General features: G+C 65.9%; 16 protein-coding genes and 2 pseudogenes. 8 read left to right on the top strand and 10 right to left on the bottom strand.

From position 1 onward, the window contains the following. Positions 1-131: 131 nt before the first annotated feature. Positions 132-698: a TetR/AcrR family transcriptional regulator gene (locus ACFXHE_RS41060; RefSeq protein WP_379390672.1), complete on the bottom strand. Its 567-nt coding sequence runs from the start codon at positions 696-698 to the stop codon at positions 132-134. Positions 699-907: 209 nt separating this feature from the next. On the opposite strand from ACFXHE_RS41060, the gene ACFXHE_RS41055 reads away from it, so the two are divergent. Next, positions 908-2,320 carry an MFS transporter gene (locus ACFXHE_RS41055; RefSeq protein WP_379390670.1) on the top strand — a complete coding sequence of 471 codons (1,413 nt, stop codon included), beginning with the start codon at positions 908-910 and terminating at the stop codon, positions 2,318-2,320. 278 nt (positions 2,321-2,598) lie between these two features. Further along, positions 2,599-3,213: a dihydrofolate reductase family protein gene (locus ACFXHE_RS41050; RefSeq protein WP_379390668.1), complete on the top strand. Its 615-nt coding sequence runs from the start codon at positions 2,599-2,601 to the stop codon at positions 3,211-3,213. 387 nt (positions 3,214-3,600) lie between these two features. Here ACFXHE_RS41050 and ACFXHE_RS41045 read toward each other — a convergent pair whose 3' ends face one another. Both ACFXHE_RS41045 and ACFXHE_RS41040 read right to left on the bottom strand, forming a co-directional pair. After that, positions 3,601-3,825, bottom strand: coding sequence for a hypothetical protein (locus ACFXHE_RS41045; RefSeq protein ID WP_379390666.1), 225 nt, complete (start codon positions 3,823-3,825; stop codon positions 3,601-3,603). Between the two features lie 119 nt (positions 3,826-3,944). Continuing rightward, positions 3,945-4,853, bottom strand: coding sequence for a CPBP family intramembrane glutamic endopeptidase (locus ACFXHE_RS41040; protein ID WP_379390664.1), 909 nt, complete (start codon positions 4,851-4,853; stop codon positions 3,945-3,947). A 138-nt stretch (positions 4,854-4,991) separates the two neighbouring features. On the opposite strand from ACFXHE_RS41040, the gene ACFXHE_RS41035 reads away from it, so the two are divergent. Together ACFXHE_RS41035 and ACFXHE_RS41030 are read left to right on the top strand one after the other, a co-directional pair. Continuing rightward, entirely contained in the window at positions 4,992-6,194 is a 1,203-nt protein-coding gene (locus tag ACFXHE_RS41035) for a sensor histidine kinase (protein WP_379390662.1), read from the top strand. Then, positions 6,185-6,817 carry a response regulator gene (locus ACFXHE_RS41030; RefSeq protein WP_379390660.1) on the top strand — a complete coding sequence of 211 codons (633 nt, stop codon included), beginning with the start codon at positions 6,185-6,187 and terminating at the stop codon, positions 6,815-6,817. The genes ACFXHE_RS41035 and ACFXHE_RS41030 overlap by 10 nt, the downstream gene beginning before the upstream one ends. A gap of 157 nt (positions 6,818-6,974) precedes the next feature. Here ACFXHE_RS41030 and ACFXHE_RS41025 read toward each other — a convergent pair whose 3' ends face one another. Then, entirely contained in the window at positions 6,975-7,382 is a 408-nt protein-coding gene (locus ACFXHE_RS41025) for a hypothetical protein (RefSeq protein WP_379390747.1), read from the bottom strand. A 318-nt stretch (positions 7,383-7,700) separates the two neighbouring features. Beyond that, positions 7,701-7,828: pseudogene (locus ACFXHE_RS41020) on the bottom strand (hypothetical protein); the annotation flags it as partial. 305 nt (positions 7,829-8,133) lie between these two features. Between ACFXHE_RS41020 and ACFXHE_RS41015 the strand changes: the two are divergent. Next, on the top strand, positions 8,134-8,568 hold the full coding sequence (locus tag ACFXHE_RS41015) for a hypothetical protein (protein WP_379390658.1): 435 nt from the start codon (positions 8,134-8,136) through the stop codon (positions 8,566-8,568). Positions 8,569-8,922: 354 nt separating this feature from the next. Here ACFXHE_RS41015 and ACFXHE_RS41010 read toward each other — a convergent pair whose 3' ends face one another. Further along, positions 8,923-9,489 (bottom strand): helix-turn-helix domain-containing protein, encoded by a 567-nt coding sequence (locus ACFXHE_RS41010; RefSeq protein ID WP_379390656.1) that lies wholly within the window; start codon positions 9,487-9,489, stop codon positions 8,923-8,925. A gap of 62 nt (positions 9,490-9,551) precedes the next feature. On the opposite strand from ACFXHE_RS41010, the gene ACFXHE_RS41005 reads away from it, so the two are divergent. Continuing rightward, entirely contained in the window at positions 9,552-10,880 is a 1,329-nt protein-coding gene (locus ACFXHE_RS41005) for an erythromycin esterase family protein (RefSeq protein WP_379390654.1), read from the top strand. Positions 10,881-11,011: 131 nt separating this feature from the next. Here ACFXHE_RS41005 and ACFXHE_RS41000 read toward each other — a convergent pair whose 3' ends face one another. The 3 genes from ACFXHE_RS41000 to ACFXHE_RS40990 form a co-directional block, all read right to left on the bottom strand. Further along, the gene (locus tag ACFXHE_RS41000) at positions 11,012-11,188 is read right to left on the bottom strand and encodes a hypothetical protein (protein WP_379390652.1); all 177 of its coding nucleotides are present in this window, start codon (positions 11,186-11,188) and stop codon (positions 11,012-11,014) included. Beyond that, a complete protein-coding gene (locus ACFXHE_RS40995; RefSeq protein WP_379390650.1) occupies positions 11,185-11,364 on the bottom strand; it encodes a hypothetical protein in 180 nt (59 codons plus the stop codon). Before ACFXHE_RS40995 ends, ACFXHE_RS41000 begins: the two co-directional genes overlap by 4 nt. A gap of 103 nt (positions 11,365-11,467) precedes the next feature. Next, on the bottom strand, positions 11,468-11,629 hold the full coding sequence (locus ACFXHE_RS40990) for a hypothetical protein (RefSeq protein WP_379390746.1): 162 nt from the start codon (positions 11,627-11,629) through the stop codon (positions 11,468-11,470). A 27-nt stretch (positions 11,630-11,656) separates the two neighbouring features. Between ACFXHE_RS40990 and ACFXHE_RS40985 the strand changes: the two are divergent. After that, positions 11,657-13,923, top strand: a pseudogene (locus ACFXHE_RS40985) (Tn3 family transposase); the annotation flags it as partial. Between the two features lie 40 nt (positions 13,924-13,963). Here the strand turns inward: ACFXHE_RS40985 and ACFXHE_RS40980 are convergent. Next, positions 13,964-15,490, bottom strand: a complete 1,527-nt coding sequence (locus ACFXHE_RS40980) for an MDR family MFS transporter (RefSeq protein WP_379390648.1) — start codon at positions 15,488-15,490, stop codon at positions 13,964-13,966. Positions 15,491-15,583: 93 nt separating this feature from the next. Here ACFXHE_RS40980 and ACFXHE_RS40975 point away from each other — a divergent pair, with 93 nt between their 5' ends. Beyond that, a complete protein-coding gene (locus ACFXHE_RS40975; RefSeq protein WP_379390646.1) occupies positions 15,584-16,306 on the top strand; it encodes a TetR/AcrR family transcriptional regulator in 723 nt (240 codons plus the stop codon). Positions 16,307-16,414 lie beyond the last annotated feature (108 nt).

Below are 16,414 nucleotides of genomic sequence, written 5' to 3'. Positions count from 1 at the left end.
GGACATCGACTTCACCCCCGATCCGCGGTGACGGCCCGCCTTGGTGCCCGAGCTGGCCAGGCGCGTGTGGGCGAGAACCTCATGGAGCCCTGGGCACCCTGTCCGATGGCTGATCGTGGGAACCGGGGAGGTCACAGCAATCGGTCGACCAGCCTGTCGATGTAGTCCGGGGTGAGCGGGACCATGCCGAACAAGACGCGGATGTACATCGGGGCCAGGATGTGATCCAGCACGTCGATTGCGTCGAGTGCGTGCTCACCACGGTCGCGGGCGCGATCGAGCATGGACTGTAATTGCCGCATGCGTTCGGCGCGGAGGCCGTCAGCAGCCTGCAGGCCCTGCTGACCGTTGCTCGACAAGGCGACGGCCAGGCGCACCACCGCCAGACCGTCGGGTCCGGTGATCTCGCGGGCCACGTTGGCCGCGTAAGTGCGCAGGTCGCCGGCCAGGCTCCCGGTGTCGGGCATCGGAGACTGAGCGTTGAGGCGGGCAAGCGCCACCTCGGTGAGCAGGGCTTCCAGGCTGCCCCACCGGCGGTAGATGCTGCTGTCGGCTACTCCCGCGCGGGCTGCGACCTCGCCGACGGTGAAGTTGCCGTAGCCGCGCTCACTGATCAGGTCGGTGACGGCCTGGTGCACCACCGCGCCGACGCGCGCGGTGCGCCCGCCGGGCCGCCGGACTCGCTGTCGCTCGTTCACGCCCTTCACCTTAACGCAGTTAAGAATTGCGTTTGCGTGGCAGTATCTCTATAGTCCTCTAACGCAGTCACCGACTGCTTTAGCTTGCCCAGGCGTATCGCCATCCGTGTCAACCTCGGCCGGGCGCAACTAACGATTGAGAGGAAATCCCTTTGGCTCCATCGCATGCGGCCGTAGGCAGTCGATCAAGCCGGGCCGTGTTGCTGGCGGTGACTGGCCTCGGCCAATTCATGGTCCTGCTCGACAACACGATTGTTGGAGCAGCGCTGCCCGATATGCAGCACCGGCTGCACACTCAGTTGACCGGTCTGCAATGGATCGTCGACGCCTACGTACTGCTGGTCGCAATGCTGCTGCTGTCCGGCGGCATCTTCGCCGACCGGTTCGGCCGCAAGCGGGTGTACTTGACCGGCGTGGTGGTGTTCACCGCCGCATCGCTGCTGTGCAGCCTCGCGCCCTCGCTCGGCTGGCTGGTCGCCGGCCGGGTGCTGCAGGGCATCGGGGCCGCGGCGCTGAGCCCAGCCTCGCTGGCCCTGCTCGCCGCCGCCTATCCCGTGCCGCAAGAACGAATCAAGGCGATCGGGCTGTGGGCCGGATTCAGCGGAATCGGTCTGGCCGCGGGCCCCATGGCCGGCGGCGTGCTGACGGATGCCTTCGGCTGGCCCGCGATCTTCCTGGTGAATCTGCCCATCGGCGTGGTGCTGCTGCTGGTCGGTCTACGCAGTCTTGAGGAAACCCGCAATCCGAGCGCTCCCGCGATCGATATCCCGGGGACGGTGTTGTCCGTTCTGGGGGTGGGGGTGCTGACCTACGGGCTGATCGAGGGTGGTGCCCGCGGCTGGATGTCGCCGGTGATCCTGGGCAGCTTCACCGCCGCGGCGATCCTCCTCGCCGCCTTCGTCGCCATCGAAGGACGTAGTTCGGCGCCGATGCTGCCGCTGCGGCTGTTCCGGCAGCGCCTGTTCACCGTGTCCAACACCGCCATGGTCGTGGTGGGGTTCGCGCTCATGGGTTCGTCGTTCTTCTTCTCCCAGTTCTTCGTGTACGTCCAGGGCAGCTCGATCTTGCGCGCCGGCCTGCAGACCCTGCCGGTATCCCTCGCCATGGTGATCGTCAGCCCGTACGCGGGCCGGCTCGCCGCCAGGTACGGCTTCCGAATCGTGGTCACCACAGGCCTGGCCCTGGCCGGCCTGGGACTGCTGGCACTCGGCATGGTGCACGCCGACACCGGCTACGGGAACGTGTGGTGGCGGCTGGGAATCGTCGGCATCGGCTTCGCCCTGACCATGTCCCCACTGACCGGTGCCGCCATCCAAGCAGTCAGCCCGCAGGAAGGCGGCCTCGCATCAGGCATCAGCAGCACCACCCGGCAGATCGGCGCGGTGCTCGGCGTGGCGGTGCTCGGAGCCATCGTCCGCACCCGGCAATCCGGCGGCGCCTCCTTCGAGACCGGCCTCAACAACGCCTTCGTCGCAGCCGGTGCCATCACACTGGCCAGCGCCCTGTTCACCGGCCTATGGCTGGTGAGGTCCACCCCCGCGGAAGGCTCCCCGGCACCGCAACGCTCCACCGATCCGGATACGGTCACCACCTCGAACGTGGCATTCGCGAACGGCCGTTGACAACAACAACCGCTTCGGCCGAGAGGGTTCCTCTCCAGCCTCGACCGGTCGATCAGCTCGTCCTGGTCCAGATCCCTCATCACGCACGGCAAGCTATACCCGCACCGGCCAGCAGATTCCCGATGTCTTCACAGACGCCGCGCGTGACGACCTGGTCGCGCAGGCGGTGGAGCGCATCGTCACTCCATTTCCCACAGCCACAAGTGCCACCACGGTGGTGTCCGGCCTCGGTCGGCGTACCCCACCGTCCACACCGACCGATCAACAAAGGATGTGCTTTGCGCAAGCTCGTGTACTTCATCGCCTCCACCCTCGACGGTTTCATCGCCGGACCTGATGGCTCCGACCCCACCGGCCCCGGCGGCTTCTGGGCCCCGTCCGAGGACTACCTGCGACACATCATCGCGGAGTACCCCGAGACCCTGCCGGGGCCGGCCCGAGCCGCACTCGGTGTCACCGCCGAAGGCATCCACTTCAACACTGTCGTCGAAGGCCGCAAGAGCTACGAGGTCGGCCTCGCGGCCGGCGTGACCGACGCCTACCCCCACCTCGAGCACCTGGTCTTCTCCCGGACACTGACCGAAAGCCCGGACCCCGCCATACAACTCGTCGCCGATGACCCGGTAGCGGCGGTACGGAAGCTGAAGCGCAATGGTGGCAAGGACATCTGGCTCGTCGGCGGCGGCGAACTGGCCGACGCACTCTACGGCGAGATCGACCGCGTGATCGTGAAACTCAGCCCGCTCACCATCGGCACCGGCATACCCCTGTTCGGACGGACCGCGGCCTTCGCGCCCAACGCCTGGGTGCTCAGCGACCACACTGTCCTCGACAGCGGAGCGGCCTTCCTCACCTACGACCGGGAATCCGGTATTCCCCAGTCCAGTAGGTAGACGCAGGAGATCGGATCGCCGACTATCGCACCACAGCCGCAGCCGGCGGCAGCGGAATCGGGTGGTCGGTAGCTCAGCTTGAGCTCTGCTACTTATCTGGGCACCCAGTCCTCTTGCGAGACGGGGCCGATCTGGTTCTGCGTCACCGGCCGCCCGGTCTATGCGATCAATCCGATGGTGGCTTCGCCCGCTATCGCGAACGCCATTCCATGACCCAGGTGAAGTCCGACCACGTTGACGGTATGACGTTGGCCAACATCATCCGCGTCGACAGCGAGTTCCACCGGCGGCTGTCCGCCGAGAGTGAACTCGTCCAGGCCATCGCGGTGATGGCGGAGGCCCAGCAGGCCGCCGTTTTGCGACGCAATCCTCCGCGTTCCCCACTGATCACCGATCCCCGGCCGCCAGTCGGCGAATCGTCTCGGCGTAGGCGGCCGGGTGGGTCATGTTGCCGTTGTGGCCGCCGGGGAAGTCGGTGAGCTCGATGCCCAGCAGGTCGGTGAGTTCGAGGGCACGGCGTCGATCGAAGTCCTGTGCCGGTGTCTTGCGGCCGACAGCGGTCCCGGCGTCCCGGCCGGTTTCACCGGCAGTAGCGGTTCGATTACCGCCCACAACTCGTCATCCACGATCCAAGGTGCGCCACACCGAAACATCCTGCACTGCAACAGAACCCGACGTCACCGCGCCGAACCTGTCAGGAGCTCTTAGCCGCAGCGAGCCGACACTTCTGGTCACCGTGAGGCGTCGGGGCGACGCACGTCGCGGACGGTGCGCAGGGCGGCGATTGCGGCGATGATGAGGATCGGCAAAGTGAGCAAGCCCAGCGGCCCTACGAGCAGGGGGTCGGGCACGTGATCGGGGGAAGCGGTGAGTCGTGGCAGTGGTAGCGCGAACTCGTTCAATCCGACGTGGGCTGCCACTGCGGGCCAGACCGAACCAGTCTTTATCCGGATGACGGCAATCAAGGCGCCTGCGCCGACCGCGACGGCCACGGCCACCGGGATCGCGATGTACAGCGGATGGCCAGGATAGCTGCCGCCGAGCGCAGTCATCGGCAGATGCCACAGACCCCACAGCACGCCGCCGAGGCAGATGCCCCCCACAGTGCCGAAGCGAAGCGTCAATCGCGGCATCATGTATCCCTGCCAACCGATCTCCTCGCCGAGGTACAGCGGAAGGGAAACCAGCGCCGATACCGGTAGCGCAAGCAACGACCACCACGAATCCGACCATGTCGGTCGATACGTACCGAGCACTGCTGCGGGGATCAAGCCCACAGCAGTGATCGCAGGCAAAGCCATGCTGGCGTACAGGCATTGGAGCAGGACTCGCCGTGGCGAACGGGGCAGGCCCAGCGCGAGGATCCGCGGCAGGCTGCGCCATGGATGATGCCGTCGAGTCAGCACGATCGCCACCGCGGCTGGGACCACCATCATAGTGAACAGGCATGCCGCCACCAACGGCCCCGCATGTTGTGACGGCGCCGCACGCCGGAATCCCGACAGCCACAAGGGCGACGCCACCAACCATGCGCCGATATAGGCGGCCGGCACGAAATACCACAGCTCCCGGACAGCCCGCCTGATCGGATCATTTCGATGATCTCCAGTGGCGGAACGCAATTCGCTCTGATTCGTCACACTCGGCAACGCTATGCACGTCACGGTGGTCGCGCGGTGACGTGCGCACCCCGGCCGATGGTGGAGCCTGCGACACCATCGGTGGCTGAGCTGGGATGAGAGACTCTCGAGGTGTCTGGTGTGTTGCGGTGGGATCGTGTGTGGGGCGGGGTGCGCGCCAGTGCGGTCACGCTCGGGATTGGCCTCTACGCGATCATCGCGGTGCCCGCGATGGCCTATACCGCGGTCACGTGTGTTGTGGGCATTGGATTCGTACTCGTGCCACCACAATTATGGCTTCTCGGACGGATCGCGGATGCCGAACGCCGCAGGCTGGGCCTGTCACTGGAATTAAGATGCGAACCGCAGACAGGGCGGCCTTTCCGGTGGCTGCCCGCGCTCGTGGTTGACCCAGCGGTATGGCGCGAGTTGCGATGGGCCGTGATCATGCTGTTCGGCGGAACTTTGCTGGGCGCATTGGGTATCGCACTGTTCGTGTTGCCGTTGCTTTGCTTCGCGGCGGTGTGGCTGTGGTGGTTGTTCCCGGCCGACGACCCCATCCGGATCATCGCCAATGTTCCGATCACCGGGTGGATGTCGGCGTTCACGGCGGGAGTCGTGCAGTTGGTCATCACCGTGGCGGCGGCCGTCGTTTGTGGGCCGAGGGTCGCTCGCGCGGGCCTGTGGCTGTCGTGGGCGGGCCTACGAGCAAGTAGACGAGGGCGCATGGCGCAACAGGTCGCCGAACTGCGGCGCACCCGATCCGGGGCCATCGACGCACACGCTGCGGACCTGCGGCGCATCGAGCGCGATCTGCACGACGGCACGCAGGCGCACCTGGTTGCCCTCGCACTGCGATTGGGACTGGCACTGCGTGTGCTGCAACGCGATCCAGCCTCGGTCGCGCCGCTGTTGGAGCAAGCGCGCGACGGTACGGAAGCTGCGATGGCCGATCTGCGGACAGTATTGCGCACCACATATCCGCCGATCCTGTCCGACTACGGACTCGACGGCGCCCTGTCCGCCGCGGCGGCACGTTGCACCGTTCCCACTCGTGTGCGGGTCGAGATCATCGAGAACCCGCCTGCTGCAGTGGAAGCGGCGGTCTATTTCGTGGTCACTGAGGCGCTCACCAACATCGCCCGTCATTCGGGCGCCACCGCAGCACTGGTCGACATCCGCGCGATCGGCGAATCCGTCACGATCGAGATACGCGACAACGGGCGTGGCGGCGTCGACGAGTCCGGCGGCACGGGTGTGGCCGGTATGCGGCGGCGACTGGAAGCACTCGATGGTGTTCTCACCGTGGACAGTCCCGCCGGAGGACCGACGATCTTGCGAGCGGAGTGCCCATGCGCATAGTGATCGCTGAGGACAATGTTGTTCTCGCTCAGGGACTCTCGCTGTTGTTGGAGGAGGAAGGCCATGAAGTCGTGGCGATTACCGGAGACGGCGACTCGTTCGTCGCCGCCACCGGTGAACACCGCCCCGACGTCACCATCGTCGACGTCAGGCTGCCTCCTTCCTTCCGCCACGAAGGCATCCGCGCGGCATTACGCGTGCGTTCGGAAATTCCCGGCCAGCCTGTACTCGTCTTCTCGCAATATGTCGAACAGAGCTACGCCCGTGACCTGATCCGTGACGGCGGAGGGGTCGGGTATCTGCTGAAAGACCGTGTCGCACGCGTTGACGACTTCCTGCGAGCCCTGCACCATATCGCCGAAGGCGGCACGATCATGGACCCCGAAGTCCTCGACCAGCTCATGACCCGCCACGACCCCGTTTCCACCCTGACGCCCAGAGAACGAGAAGTCCTCGAATTGATGGCCCAGGGCTATGCCAACGGCGAGATCGCCCGAAAACTCGCCGTCACCGAACGCGCCGTCCTCAAACACATCGGCAATATCTTCACCAAACTCGATTTGCCAACGGAAGAAACCGGCCACCGCCGCGTCCTCGCCGTGCTGGCCTACCTCAGTCGATAGATGCCGCCCGGATAGAGCCCGAGAGAGGCTGTCACTCCAGCATGTCGGCGTGCTGGAGCTTGGCGGGTTCGGTGGTCCGGGAACCGTGGTGGCCGTGGACCTCGAGCGCGATCGAGCCGTCGGCGAGTCTCAGCAGCGGTTCGGAGGCGGTGTCATTTCAGCCAGCGGACCCGGCTGGGGGCGGCTCGTGTGGGGCTGGATCGTTGTCCACCTGTGCGCCGAGGTATTCGATGCTGCGCGGGTCGCCCGGTATCCACTCGGTGAAATCGTGTCCGAAACCAGGCTTCATGAGCGTCGGGCAGGAAGGCCGCAACACCTCGGTCCGGTGCGGGCCGACCCAACTGGTGGTCTGTTGTCCCATGCCGGTGGTGCAGTTCATCCGCCAGGTCACGCGGTAGGTGTCCTCGGTGTCGTTACGGCATGTGTAGTCGTCGCCGCAGGTCAGTCCAGGGGCGACTTCTCTGGCGGCGGCCTGGGGGGAGAGTATCGCGGCGGTGGCGGCGATCAGGGCAGTGATGCCCGCACCCGCTGCGAATCGGGTCCGCAGTTCATTACTGTGCGTCATGATCGCCAACGGTAGGCACGTCAGCACACCCCCACAGTAGCGCTGACCCCCCAATCCAGGGTGGTGCCTGCGACACCGTCGAGACGTCCCCACCACCGAAAGTTGCACCTGCGCATGGGGTTTCGGACAGCGGTGACATCCGTGAGCTCTACCCATCAACTTTGCGGCGGCGTAGTCGGCGCGGCCGACGTCACCAGAGCACAGGATGATCCCGCAGCGGGTGGGTGCGGCGGTCGATCCCGCGTTCTGTCGTGTTCCGATCGGGCCGCACGGAATGGCGCCGAGCGACCACCCTGACGGGCGGCGGGCATTGGTTCCAATGGGGTCGTGGTCGTCGTTATCGGCGGCGTTGACGATCGGATGCTCACCGCCGACGTTGGTGGTGGGAGAGTTGGCAGCAAATCGATCATGGACACCGCCTGTTGCGGGTTCAGGCCCCAATCGAGCGGTCGGCCTAGGCCGGGCGCTTGGCCTCGGTGATGAGGTGCACGGCATTGGCGGTGGCTCTGCCGCCGTCGAGTGCACCATCGCTGTCGCCGCTGGTGTTCTCCGGTTTTCGGAGGCTCCGATCTTGTGGCAGATAGTGCGCGGCTATCTGCCATAAATCCTTAGCGCCGGATTTCTGGTCGACCTCTCGGCCTGGACCAGCGCGCGCCAACAAGCCAGGGCCGCAGTCGATTTCCTGAACTGGCTGCGATCTCGGGGAACCTCCTTTGGGCACCTGCACCTGGAATTGACCGCGGTTACCCAGATGCGAACTCCCCGCCCGAAGGGTGCACGCTACTCGCTGACCGTCCTGGATGAGAAGAACCTGATCCTCTACCCGTGGAAGTACGCCGACAACGCTTACGCCCCAATGGAATCGGCGAAGATGAATCTATCGGACGTGCGCAAGCGGCTACTGGCGCTCGGTGCGACGAACGAAATCCTTGAGCGGAGCCTGATCGAACCGTGCGGCCGTATCGGTATTCGTATCCGAGCCCGGCATGCCGCTCGTAAGCAGCAGACCCACCCCCGCGCCGATGAAGCCGGTGGCGGCCACCGCCTTGACGCCGAAGCGTGGCGTCATCGCGGTACCCAGGCCGATGCCGATACCGATCGCGAATCCCAGTGGAAGCCACGCCAATCCACGTCACGGCGTCGAGACCCCGATTCCAATGCGGGAGCGGCGGCATCGACCAGGTGACGTCCTCGGTCGGGGTCCTTGCCGACATGAGCACGCCTGCATCAGATGCCCAGTTCTCGGACCGGACCCGGCGCAGGAACCGCGGCTGCTGGCCATCATCGTCAACCTCAACGACCGATTGCGCGAGGCAATCGAACGCGGCTGGCTCGGCGAAGTCGACGGTCTGCGAATCAGTCTCGACGCGGCCAACCAAAAACTCACCCAGATGCGAAAGCTCCGCTCGCAGGCTCGAATGGTCGACCTACCAACGCCCACGCCGCCACGGCGGCCGAGATGAGCGAGCTGCGTGGCTTCGATTACCGGCTCACTTGGATCGCGGGTTGCTATCCACCATCGCCCGACCCGTCGGACTTGCTATTCCTGGCCCGGCAGCCCATCGGGGGAGTCGTCGGCCGGCCCCGCGGTCGGGAACTGGATCAGGCTCATGAGGCGCGGCCGGCGTCCGGGGCCTGGACCGTTTTCCGCGATCTTCCGGAGGGCCTTCTTCAGTTGGCCGGCCGTCTCGGTGAATTCCTCGTCGCTGAGCCAGATGATGCTTTGCCGGTAGCCGATCTTGTCGGCGTACGGGTCAGAGCCCAGCCGGTCGAGGTATGCGTTGAACTCCGAGAGGAGGACCGCCATGGTCGCGGCGAAAGCCTGGCGGTGGTCGTCGGGTGACATCGACTCACCGGCCTCAGGGCCGATCGTCGGCCGGTCCTGACGCAGCCGGTAGTACCGCTCGACCGCTCCGCGCACCCGCTGCTCGTCGGCCACGTCCAACACCCCACCGTCGGCCAGAAGGCCGACATGCCGGTAGACGGTGGTTTTCGGGATGTCGGGCAGGCTCGCGCACAGGTCTGCAGTGGTGCGCGTGCGCCCGCCGGACAACGCGTAGACGATGCGCAGCCGCACCGGATGAAGCAGGAGATCGAGCGTGTCCACACCCTACTATCCCATATCTGGTACCGTTTCCAATGTTGAGAACGTTCGAAAGGGATAAGACGGTGACCGTGAATACCACCACGCAGGCGCGGCTGAGCAGCGCGGCCATACGACCGCTGCGCACGCTGGACCCGGCAGCGGCGCTGGATGATCTGGACTGGCTGGACGAGGTGATCGGCGATGCGCGGGTCGTGGCCATCGGCGAGAGCGCCCACTACAACGCCGAGTCCTACCTCCTGCGACACCGGCTGCTGCGCTACCTGGTCGAGCGGCACGGATTCAGCGCCTACGCGATGGAGTCGGGGTTCGTCGAGGGACGGCTGACCGATGAATGGATCCGGGGCGGCGCGGGAGGCGTCGGCGAAATCGGCACCGTGATGGCCAACGGCATCTCCTCGCTGATGGGGCTGTGGACCCAGATGCGCGACCAGCTGGAATGGATGCGGAACTACAACCAGACCGCCGCGCGGCCGATCGGCTTCTACGGCATCGACCTGCCGGGTTCGAACGCATCACTTCTGCCCGGCCTGGACACCGTCATCGGATTTCTTGCGGAGGCCGACCCCGCGTTCGAGGTGGACCCCGCACTCCGGAAGCAGATCCTTGCCTTCGCGGCGCCATCATCGTTCTCGATCCCCGCGACCGTCGCCGCCCTCGGGAAGCTGTCGACCGAGATCAAGGATGCGCTGACCGCCGGCCTGTCCGATCTGCTCGAGCGGATGAAGGCGCACAGGGTCGACTACGTCCGGCGGACCTCGGCCGAGGACTACGAACATGCGCTGCACGCGATGCGCCTCACCATCACCCTCGACACGGCCGCCCGCGCGATGATCGACGGTGACCAGCTCGAGCTGATGCTCAGGCGGGATGCCGCAATGGCCGACACGGTCGAGTTGATCCTGCGCAGCAATGGCCGGGTCGTGCTGGGCGCCCACAACGGCCACATCTCCCGCGAGCCCCTCGATATGCCTGGCGTGGTCGCGGTGACAACGGCCGGCGTGCACCTGGCCGACCGCCTCGGCGAGGACTACGTGGTCATCGGCCAGACCACGGGCACCGGGCAGACCCTCAACGCGGACACCGACTTCTACACCGGCAAACTGTTCGCCGACCTGGGAGCGCCGGATCCCGGCAGCCTCGACGCACTGATGGAGGCCAGCGGCGATGGGCCGTTCGCGACCGACCTCAGGCGGCTGTCGCCAGCCGACGCGGACGCCGTCCGAGCCGCCTCCCAGCAGCGGCTCAGTCCCTGGTACTCCGAGGTGGACGCGTTGAAGGCCTACGACGTCATCGTCCACCTCCCGCATGTCACGGCGGCCTCCCTCGACCCGGCGGCGCTAGCGGCCGCGCCGAGCGATGTTCAGCAGATCCTCGGCCGGCAGGAGAAGTAGGGCCAACCTGAGCAGGCCGCCGCACCCACCCTGAGCACGTGCACGATCCAGCAACGACCGGCGAGGCACCGGTTTATCCATCCACCGAAAGGTGGGCGAGTCATGGGGTAGAACAACCATCGTGTATTCGGCTACCGCGTGTATTCGGCTACCGCGCGTTTAGACACCGAGTTAGTCCGGAGAACGTAGTCGGCGTGCCTGAAGCCCTGGATGGTGGGGACGATCGGCAGATCCGGTGCCAGCGACCGCAAGTCGATGATGGTGCGGGTGAGCCAACTCGGTTGGTGGGTGCCCAGATAGAACTTCATCGTCTCGCCACCCAGGTTCTGCGGGCCCCGATCACCAGGCTGGCGACGGCGAGCCCGTAGACCTTGCCGAGTACCTGCCCGGGTAGCAGGGTCAGGGAGCCGAAGGCGATGTAGAGGAACAGGATCGAGTCCAACAGCGCTCCGGCGACTCCGCCGATAACACCGCGCGGGTCCATCGCGGTGCGATCCAGGTGAACAGGGCGAAGTCGGTGAACTCGCTGACCGCGAACGCCACCACCGACGCGGTGGCGATTTCGGGGCTGGCCACGAGGTAGAAGATCAGCGCGCCGATCGCCAAGGCCGCCAACGCGATCGGCTTGCCCACAGGTATTGCACGCCGTCGCGCATGACCAGTGCTGGCCCGACGGCGAATACGCCGGCGGGTGCCATCAGCCCGAATCCCGCGCCAACGATACCGAACTGTTCGATCAGCCAGCCCACGACGCCCGCACCCACGCCGACCTCGAGCTGCCTGCGGAGAGGCGACGGTTCCTGGCCACGATGGGCCGTCGGGTCAAGCGCTGGAACGGCGCGATCCGCAGAGGCGGTATCCGATCCTGCTCACGCTGCTGGCGCAGTCGGCTACCGACGTGCTCGACGAGGTGGTGCAGCTGTTCGACGAGGCGATCTCGGCGAAGTTCAGCACTGCCGAGAAACGGATGAAAGAGGAGCTGGCCGAACGCGGCAAAACCGGTGAAGAGCCGCAAGCGCTGCTGGACGATCTCCTCTCGATCATCACCGACATACAGATCCCCGACGAGGAGAGAGGCGGACTGATCCGCGGCGAGAAGATCGGATGGGAGCGGTTGCGCGCGGCAACAGCGCAGGCCAAGCCACGGCTGCCCCGCGATCACGGCCACCTGGCCGCCCTGGATGCCTCGTATTCCTATCTGCGGCAGTTCACTCCGGCGGTGTTGTCGTCGGTGCGGTTCGCCGGCGGTACAGCGGCCACCGAGTTGCTGATCGCGGTGAACATGCTGCGCGAGCTCAACGCCACCTGCGGCCGGAAGGTCTTCGACGATGCGCCGACCGGATTCGTGCCCACCAAATGGCGCGGCTACCTCGACGAAGCCCGCAGGTCTGGGAGCGCGACCGCCTACCGTCACTACTGGGAGCTGTGCGTACTCCTCGGCCTGCGGGACTGCTTGCGCAGCGGCGATGTGTACGTGCCTGGCTCACGCCGCTACGCCGACCCGGCCGCCTACCTGCTCACACCCGAGCAGTGGGAGCCCCAACGCTCTGAATTCTGCGGCCTGGTCGGCAAATCCGCTGATCCGGCCCGCGCGCTGGCCCGCGCCACCGACGAACTGTAGGAGGCTCTCGGCGAGCTGGAGACAGTCCTGACCGAGGGCGACGGCCCTGCCCGTCTCGACGAGGACGGCGATCTGGTGATCTCGCCGTTGACCGCCGAAGACGTCCCGGAGGAGGCGAAGGTGCTCGAGGCCGAGCTCACGGAGATGCTGCCGCTCGCGCCGATCGTGTCGCTGCTGATCGAGCTGGACAGACGCACCGGCTACCTGGACTGCTTCACCCACGCCTCCGGCAAGCAAGCCCGCAGTCCGGAGCTGAAACGCAACCTGATCGCGGTCCTGTTGGCCTTTTCCACCAACCTCGGACTGACCAGGATGGCCGAAGCCTGCGGGATTTCCTACGACATCCTCGCCTGGACCTCCGAGTGGTACATGCGGGAGGAGACGCTGCGCGCGGCGAGTAGGGCGCTCATCGGCTACCACCAAAGCCTGCCGCTCACCGCGATTTTCGGGGCGGGCACGCTGTCCTCCAGCGACGGGCAAAGGTTCCCCACGCGCGGCAAGTCGATCACCGCCAGAGCCCTGAGCCGCTATTTCGCCAACGAAGGGCTCTCCACCTACACCCACGTCACCGACCAGCACGCCACCTACGGCACCAAGGTCATCGTCGCCACCAAACGCGAAGCGCACTGCGTGCTCGACGAAATCCTCGGCAACGCAACCGATCTGCCGATCACCGAACACGCCACCGATACCCACGGCGTAACGCTGGTCAACTTCGGGCTGTTCGATCTACTCGGGATGCAGCTCTCCCCGCGCATCCGCGACCTGGGGCGTATCACCCTGTACCGGCCGGGGCCACGCTCCGAGGCGGAGTCTCGGTTCCCGTGCGCTGGGCCGCTGTTGACGCGGAAGCTGAATCTGGATCTGATCGCCGAGCACTACGACGACCTGCTCCGGCTGGCCGTATCGCTGAAGTTCGGGCACGCCACGGCCTCCCTGCTGGTTGGCAAGCTGTCCGCGTCCGGGCGCCAAAACGCCCTGGCCGCAGCGTTGAAAGAATACGGAGCGCTGCGCAGAACGATCTACGCCGCGAAGTACCTGTCGGATCCGGACTATCGGCATAAGATCTCCCGTCGGCTCAACAAGGGCGAATCCCTGCACGCTCTGCGCCGCGACCTGCTCTACGCCCACGAAGGCATGATCCGCGCCCGGCATCTGGAGTCCCAGACCGAACAGGCGTGGTGTTTGACCTTGGCCACCAACGCCGTGATCGCCTGGACCGCAGAGTATTACGGCCTGGCGGTGGAACAGATGCGCCGTGAAGGGCGGCGCATCGACGACGAGGTGCTCGCGCACGTCTCGCCCGCGCACAGCGAGAACATCAACTTCTTCGGCGCGATCGAGGTCGACATCGACGCCGAACTCGCCCGGCTCGGCCCCACCGGCTACCGACCGCTGCGGGTTCGTGACACCTTGTTCTGATCGACACCCGGCGCGCCGATCAGAACAAGAACCCGGAGGACTACTCGTCGTTCCCTACTGCTGAGCTGACCGCGGGCCGGTCGTCGGCGGTGCCGGTCCTGGAAGGCACTGGCGCGGATGCCCGTGAAGACCGTCGCGGCAACATCAGCGCGGGTACCACCGCAACAGCACCGATCGCGAGTGCCCACCAGTAGGTTTGGGTGAACGCGTGCGCCAGCGTGCGGGTGACTTCGCCGGTTCGCTCTGTTGTCGTCAACGCGCTCGCACCGGGGCCCCGGTGTGCGATGTTGCGTTGGACCAGCACCAGCAGCGCAGCGACGCCGAATGAACTCGCCGCACGGAGGCTGACATTGGTAGCGGTTGTGGCCGAGGGTATTTCGGAGCGCTGCAACGTCTGGTAGCTGGCGCTCATCGCGGCGGGCATGATCATGCCGTGCCCGAGGCCGATCACGAACAGCGTGGCCACGACCAGGGCATTGCTGGTGTCGGGACCGATCTGGGTGAGACCGAGGATTCCCAACAACACGACAGGCAGTCCGATGAGGATCAGCAGTCGCGGGGAGTGCCTGTCGGTCAGTTTGCCGGTGATCAGCGTCGTGGCCATCGCGCCCAGCCCGACGGGCGCGACCATCGCTCCCGAACGCAGCGGACTGTCGGCGTTGACGGTCTGAAAGTACAGCGGCAACAGCGCCGTCAGGCCGGACAAGGTGCCGATATAGGCGAAGACCAGCAGGTTGACCGCGGCGAAATTGCGATCCCGCAGCAAGCGAACGTCGACCAGGGCCGCACCGCCTTTGCGGTGCGCGTGCAGGACGTAGCCAAAGATCAGCGCGACACCGGCCAGTGCACTGGCGACGACACCGGTATCGGTCAGGTTCGTTCCGCTGCCCGCTTGCGCGGTGCTGTACACCAGCGCGCCCAAACCCGGTGACAGCAGCACCAATCCGAGGATGTCGAGCTGGGCGTCCCGATCGCGGACCTCGTCGGTCGGCAGCAACCGGATCGCGGCGATGACGGCCATCGCGCACAGGGGCACGTTGATGTAGAACATCCACCGCCACGACAGGTGAGCGAGGATCAGACCGCCTACGGTCGGGCCGAGTACCGGTGCGAGCATCGCGGGCACCGCGACCGCGCTCATGACGCGTCCCATGCGGGCGGGTCCGGCGGCGCGGGCCAGCATGGTCTGCCCGATCGGCAGGATCATGCCGGCACCGAAGCCTTGCAGCACTCGGAATGCGATGAGGCTGGTTATGTTCCAGGCCATCCCACACAGCACCGATCCGGTGATGAACAGCAGCAGCGAGGCGATCCACATCGTCTTCGGGCCGAACCGCACGACCGCCCAGCCTGACAGCGGGATGCTGGCCGACAGCGCCAAGGTGTATCCGGTCAGCACCCACTGAATCGCCGACAGTGACGTATGGAACTGGGTGCCAAGGGTGTTCACGGCGACGCTGGTGATCGTGGTGTCGAGGATCGTCATGATCGCGCCCAGCACCACCACGATCACGAGTTTGCGCAGGGCCGGGTCGAAGTCGGTCGATGTCGTTGCAGGTTGTGTCATTGCGTGAATCCCCATCATCGTTATCAATACACTGTATCGGTAACGATACGGTGTTCTGTCAAGCGATACGGTGTCTCGGGTAGGCTGTGTGCCGTGGAGCTGCATGATTCCGGCGAAGACAACATCGCGTCCGGCACCCCGATCTGGGCGCGCGAGACGCCGCGGCGACGCCCTGCGGTGACCAGAGACGACATCGTTGCCACCGCAATGGAACTCGCGAATGAGGAGGGCCTCGACGCGGTGTCCATGCGTCGGGTCGCCGCACGGCTGGGCGTCGGCCCGATGGCGCTCTACACGCACATCGACAGCAAGGACGACCTGTTCGACCTGCTTGCCGACGCGCTGGCAGGCGAGATCATCCTCGACGAGGACGAGCTGACCACGGACTGGCGCGAGTCGATCACCCGTGTAGCCCGGCGTGAGCGCGCCATGATCAAACGACACCCCTGGGCCACCGACCTGGTCGGCAAGCGCACCACGATCGGGCCGAACGCACTGCTACACATCGAGCAATCACTCAAAGCGCTCGACGGGCTGGGGGTCCCACCGGCACAGGCGACGCAGATCGTGCAGGCAGTCGATCAGTACACCACTGGATTCGTCTTGCGGGAGACCCTGGCGTCGTCGCCAGAGGCGTTCGGGCTCGACTCGCCCACCGGTGCCTATCTTCGCGATGCGGCGGCCAAGGCCGGCCACCAGCGGCTGATGAAACTCCTCCAGCACAACCCATCCGAACTCCCCAACCCCGACGACAGCTTCGAACAAGGGCTGCGCTGGCTTCTGGAAGGGATCACATCCGACATCACGGCTCCCTGACTTCCAGGGCGTCTCGGAAACGATGGCGGGCTCAAACGGTCAGTGCGTCACCGCTGTTCAGGTGGTCAGCGTAGACCTCGGCGGGACTGCGGTAGCCGTGGATCTTGC

Source organism: Nocardia sp. NPDC059229 (genome assembly GCF_042754165.1).
GTDB lineage: Bacteria > Actinomycetota > Actinomycetes > Mycobacteriales > Mycobacteriaceae > Nocardia.
The sequence above is the reverse complement of the archived record's forward strand: the minus strand, read 5'-3'. Positions and strand labels throughout refer to the sequence as shown.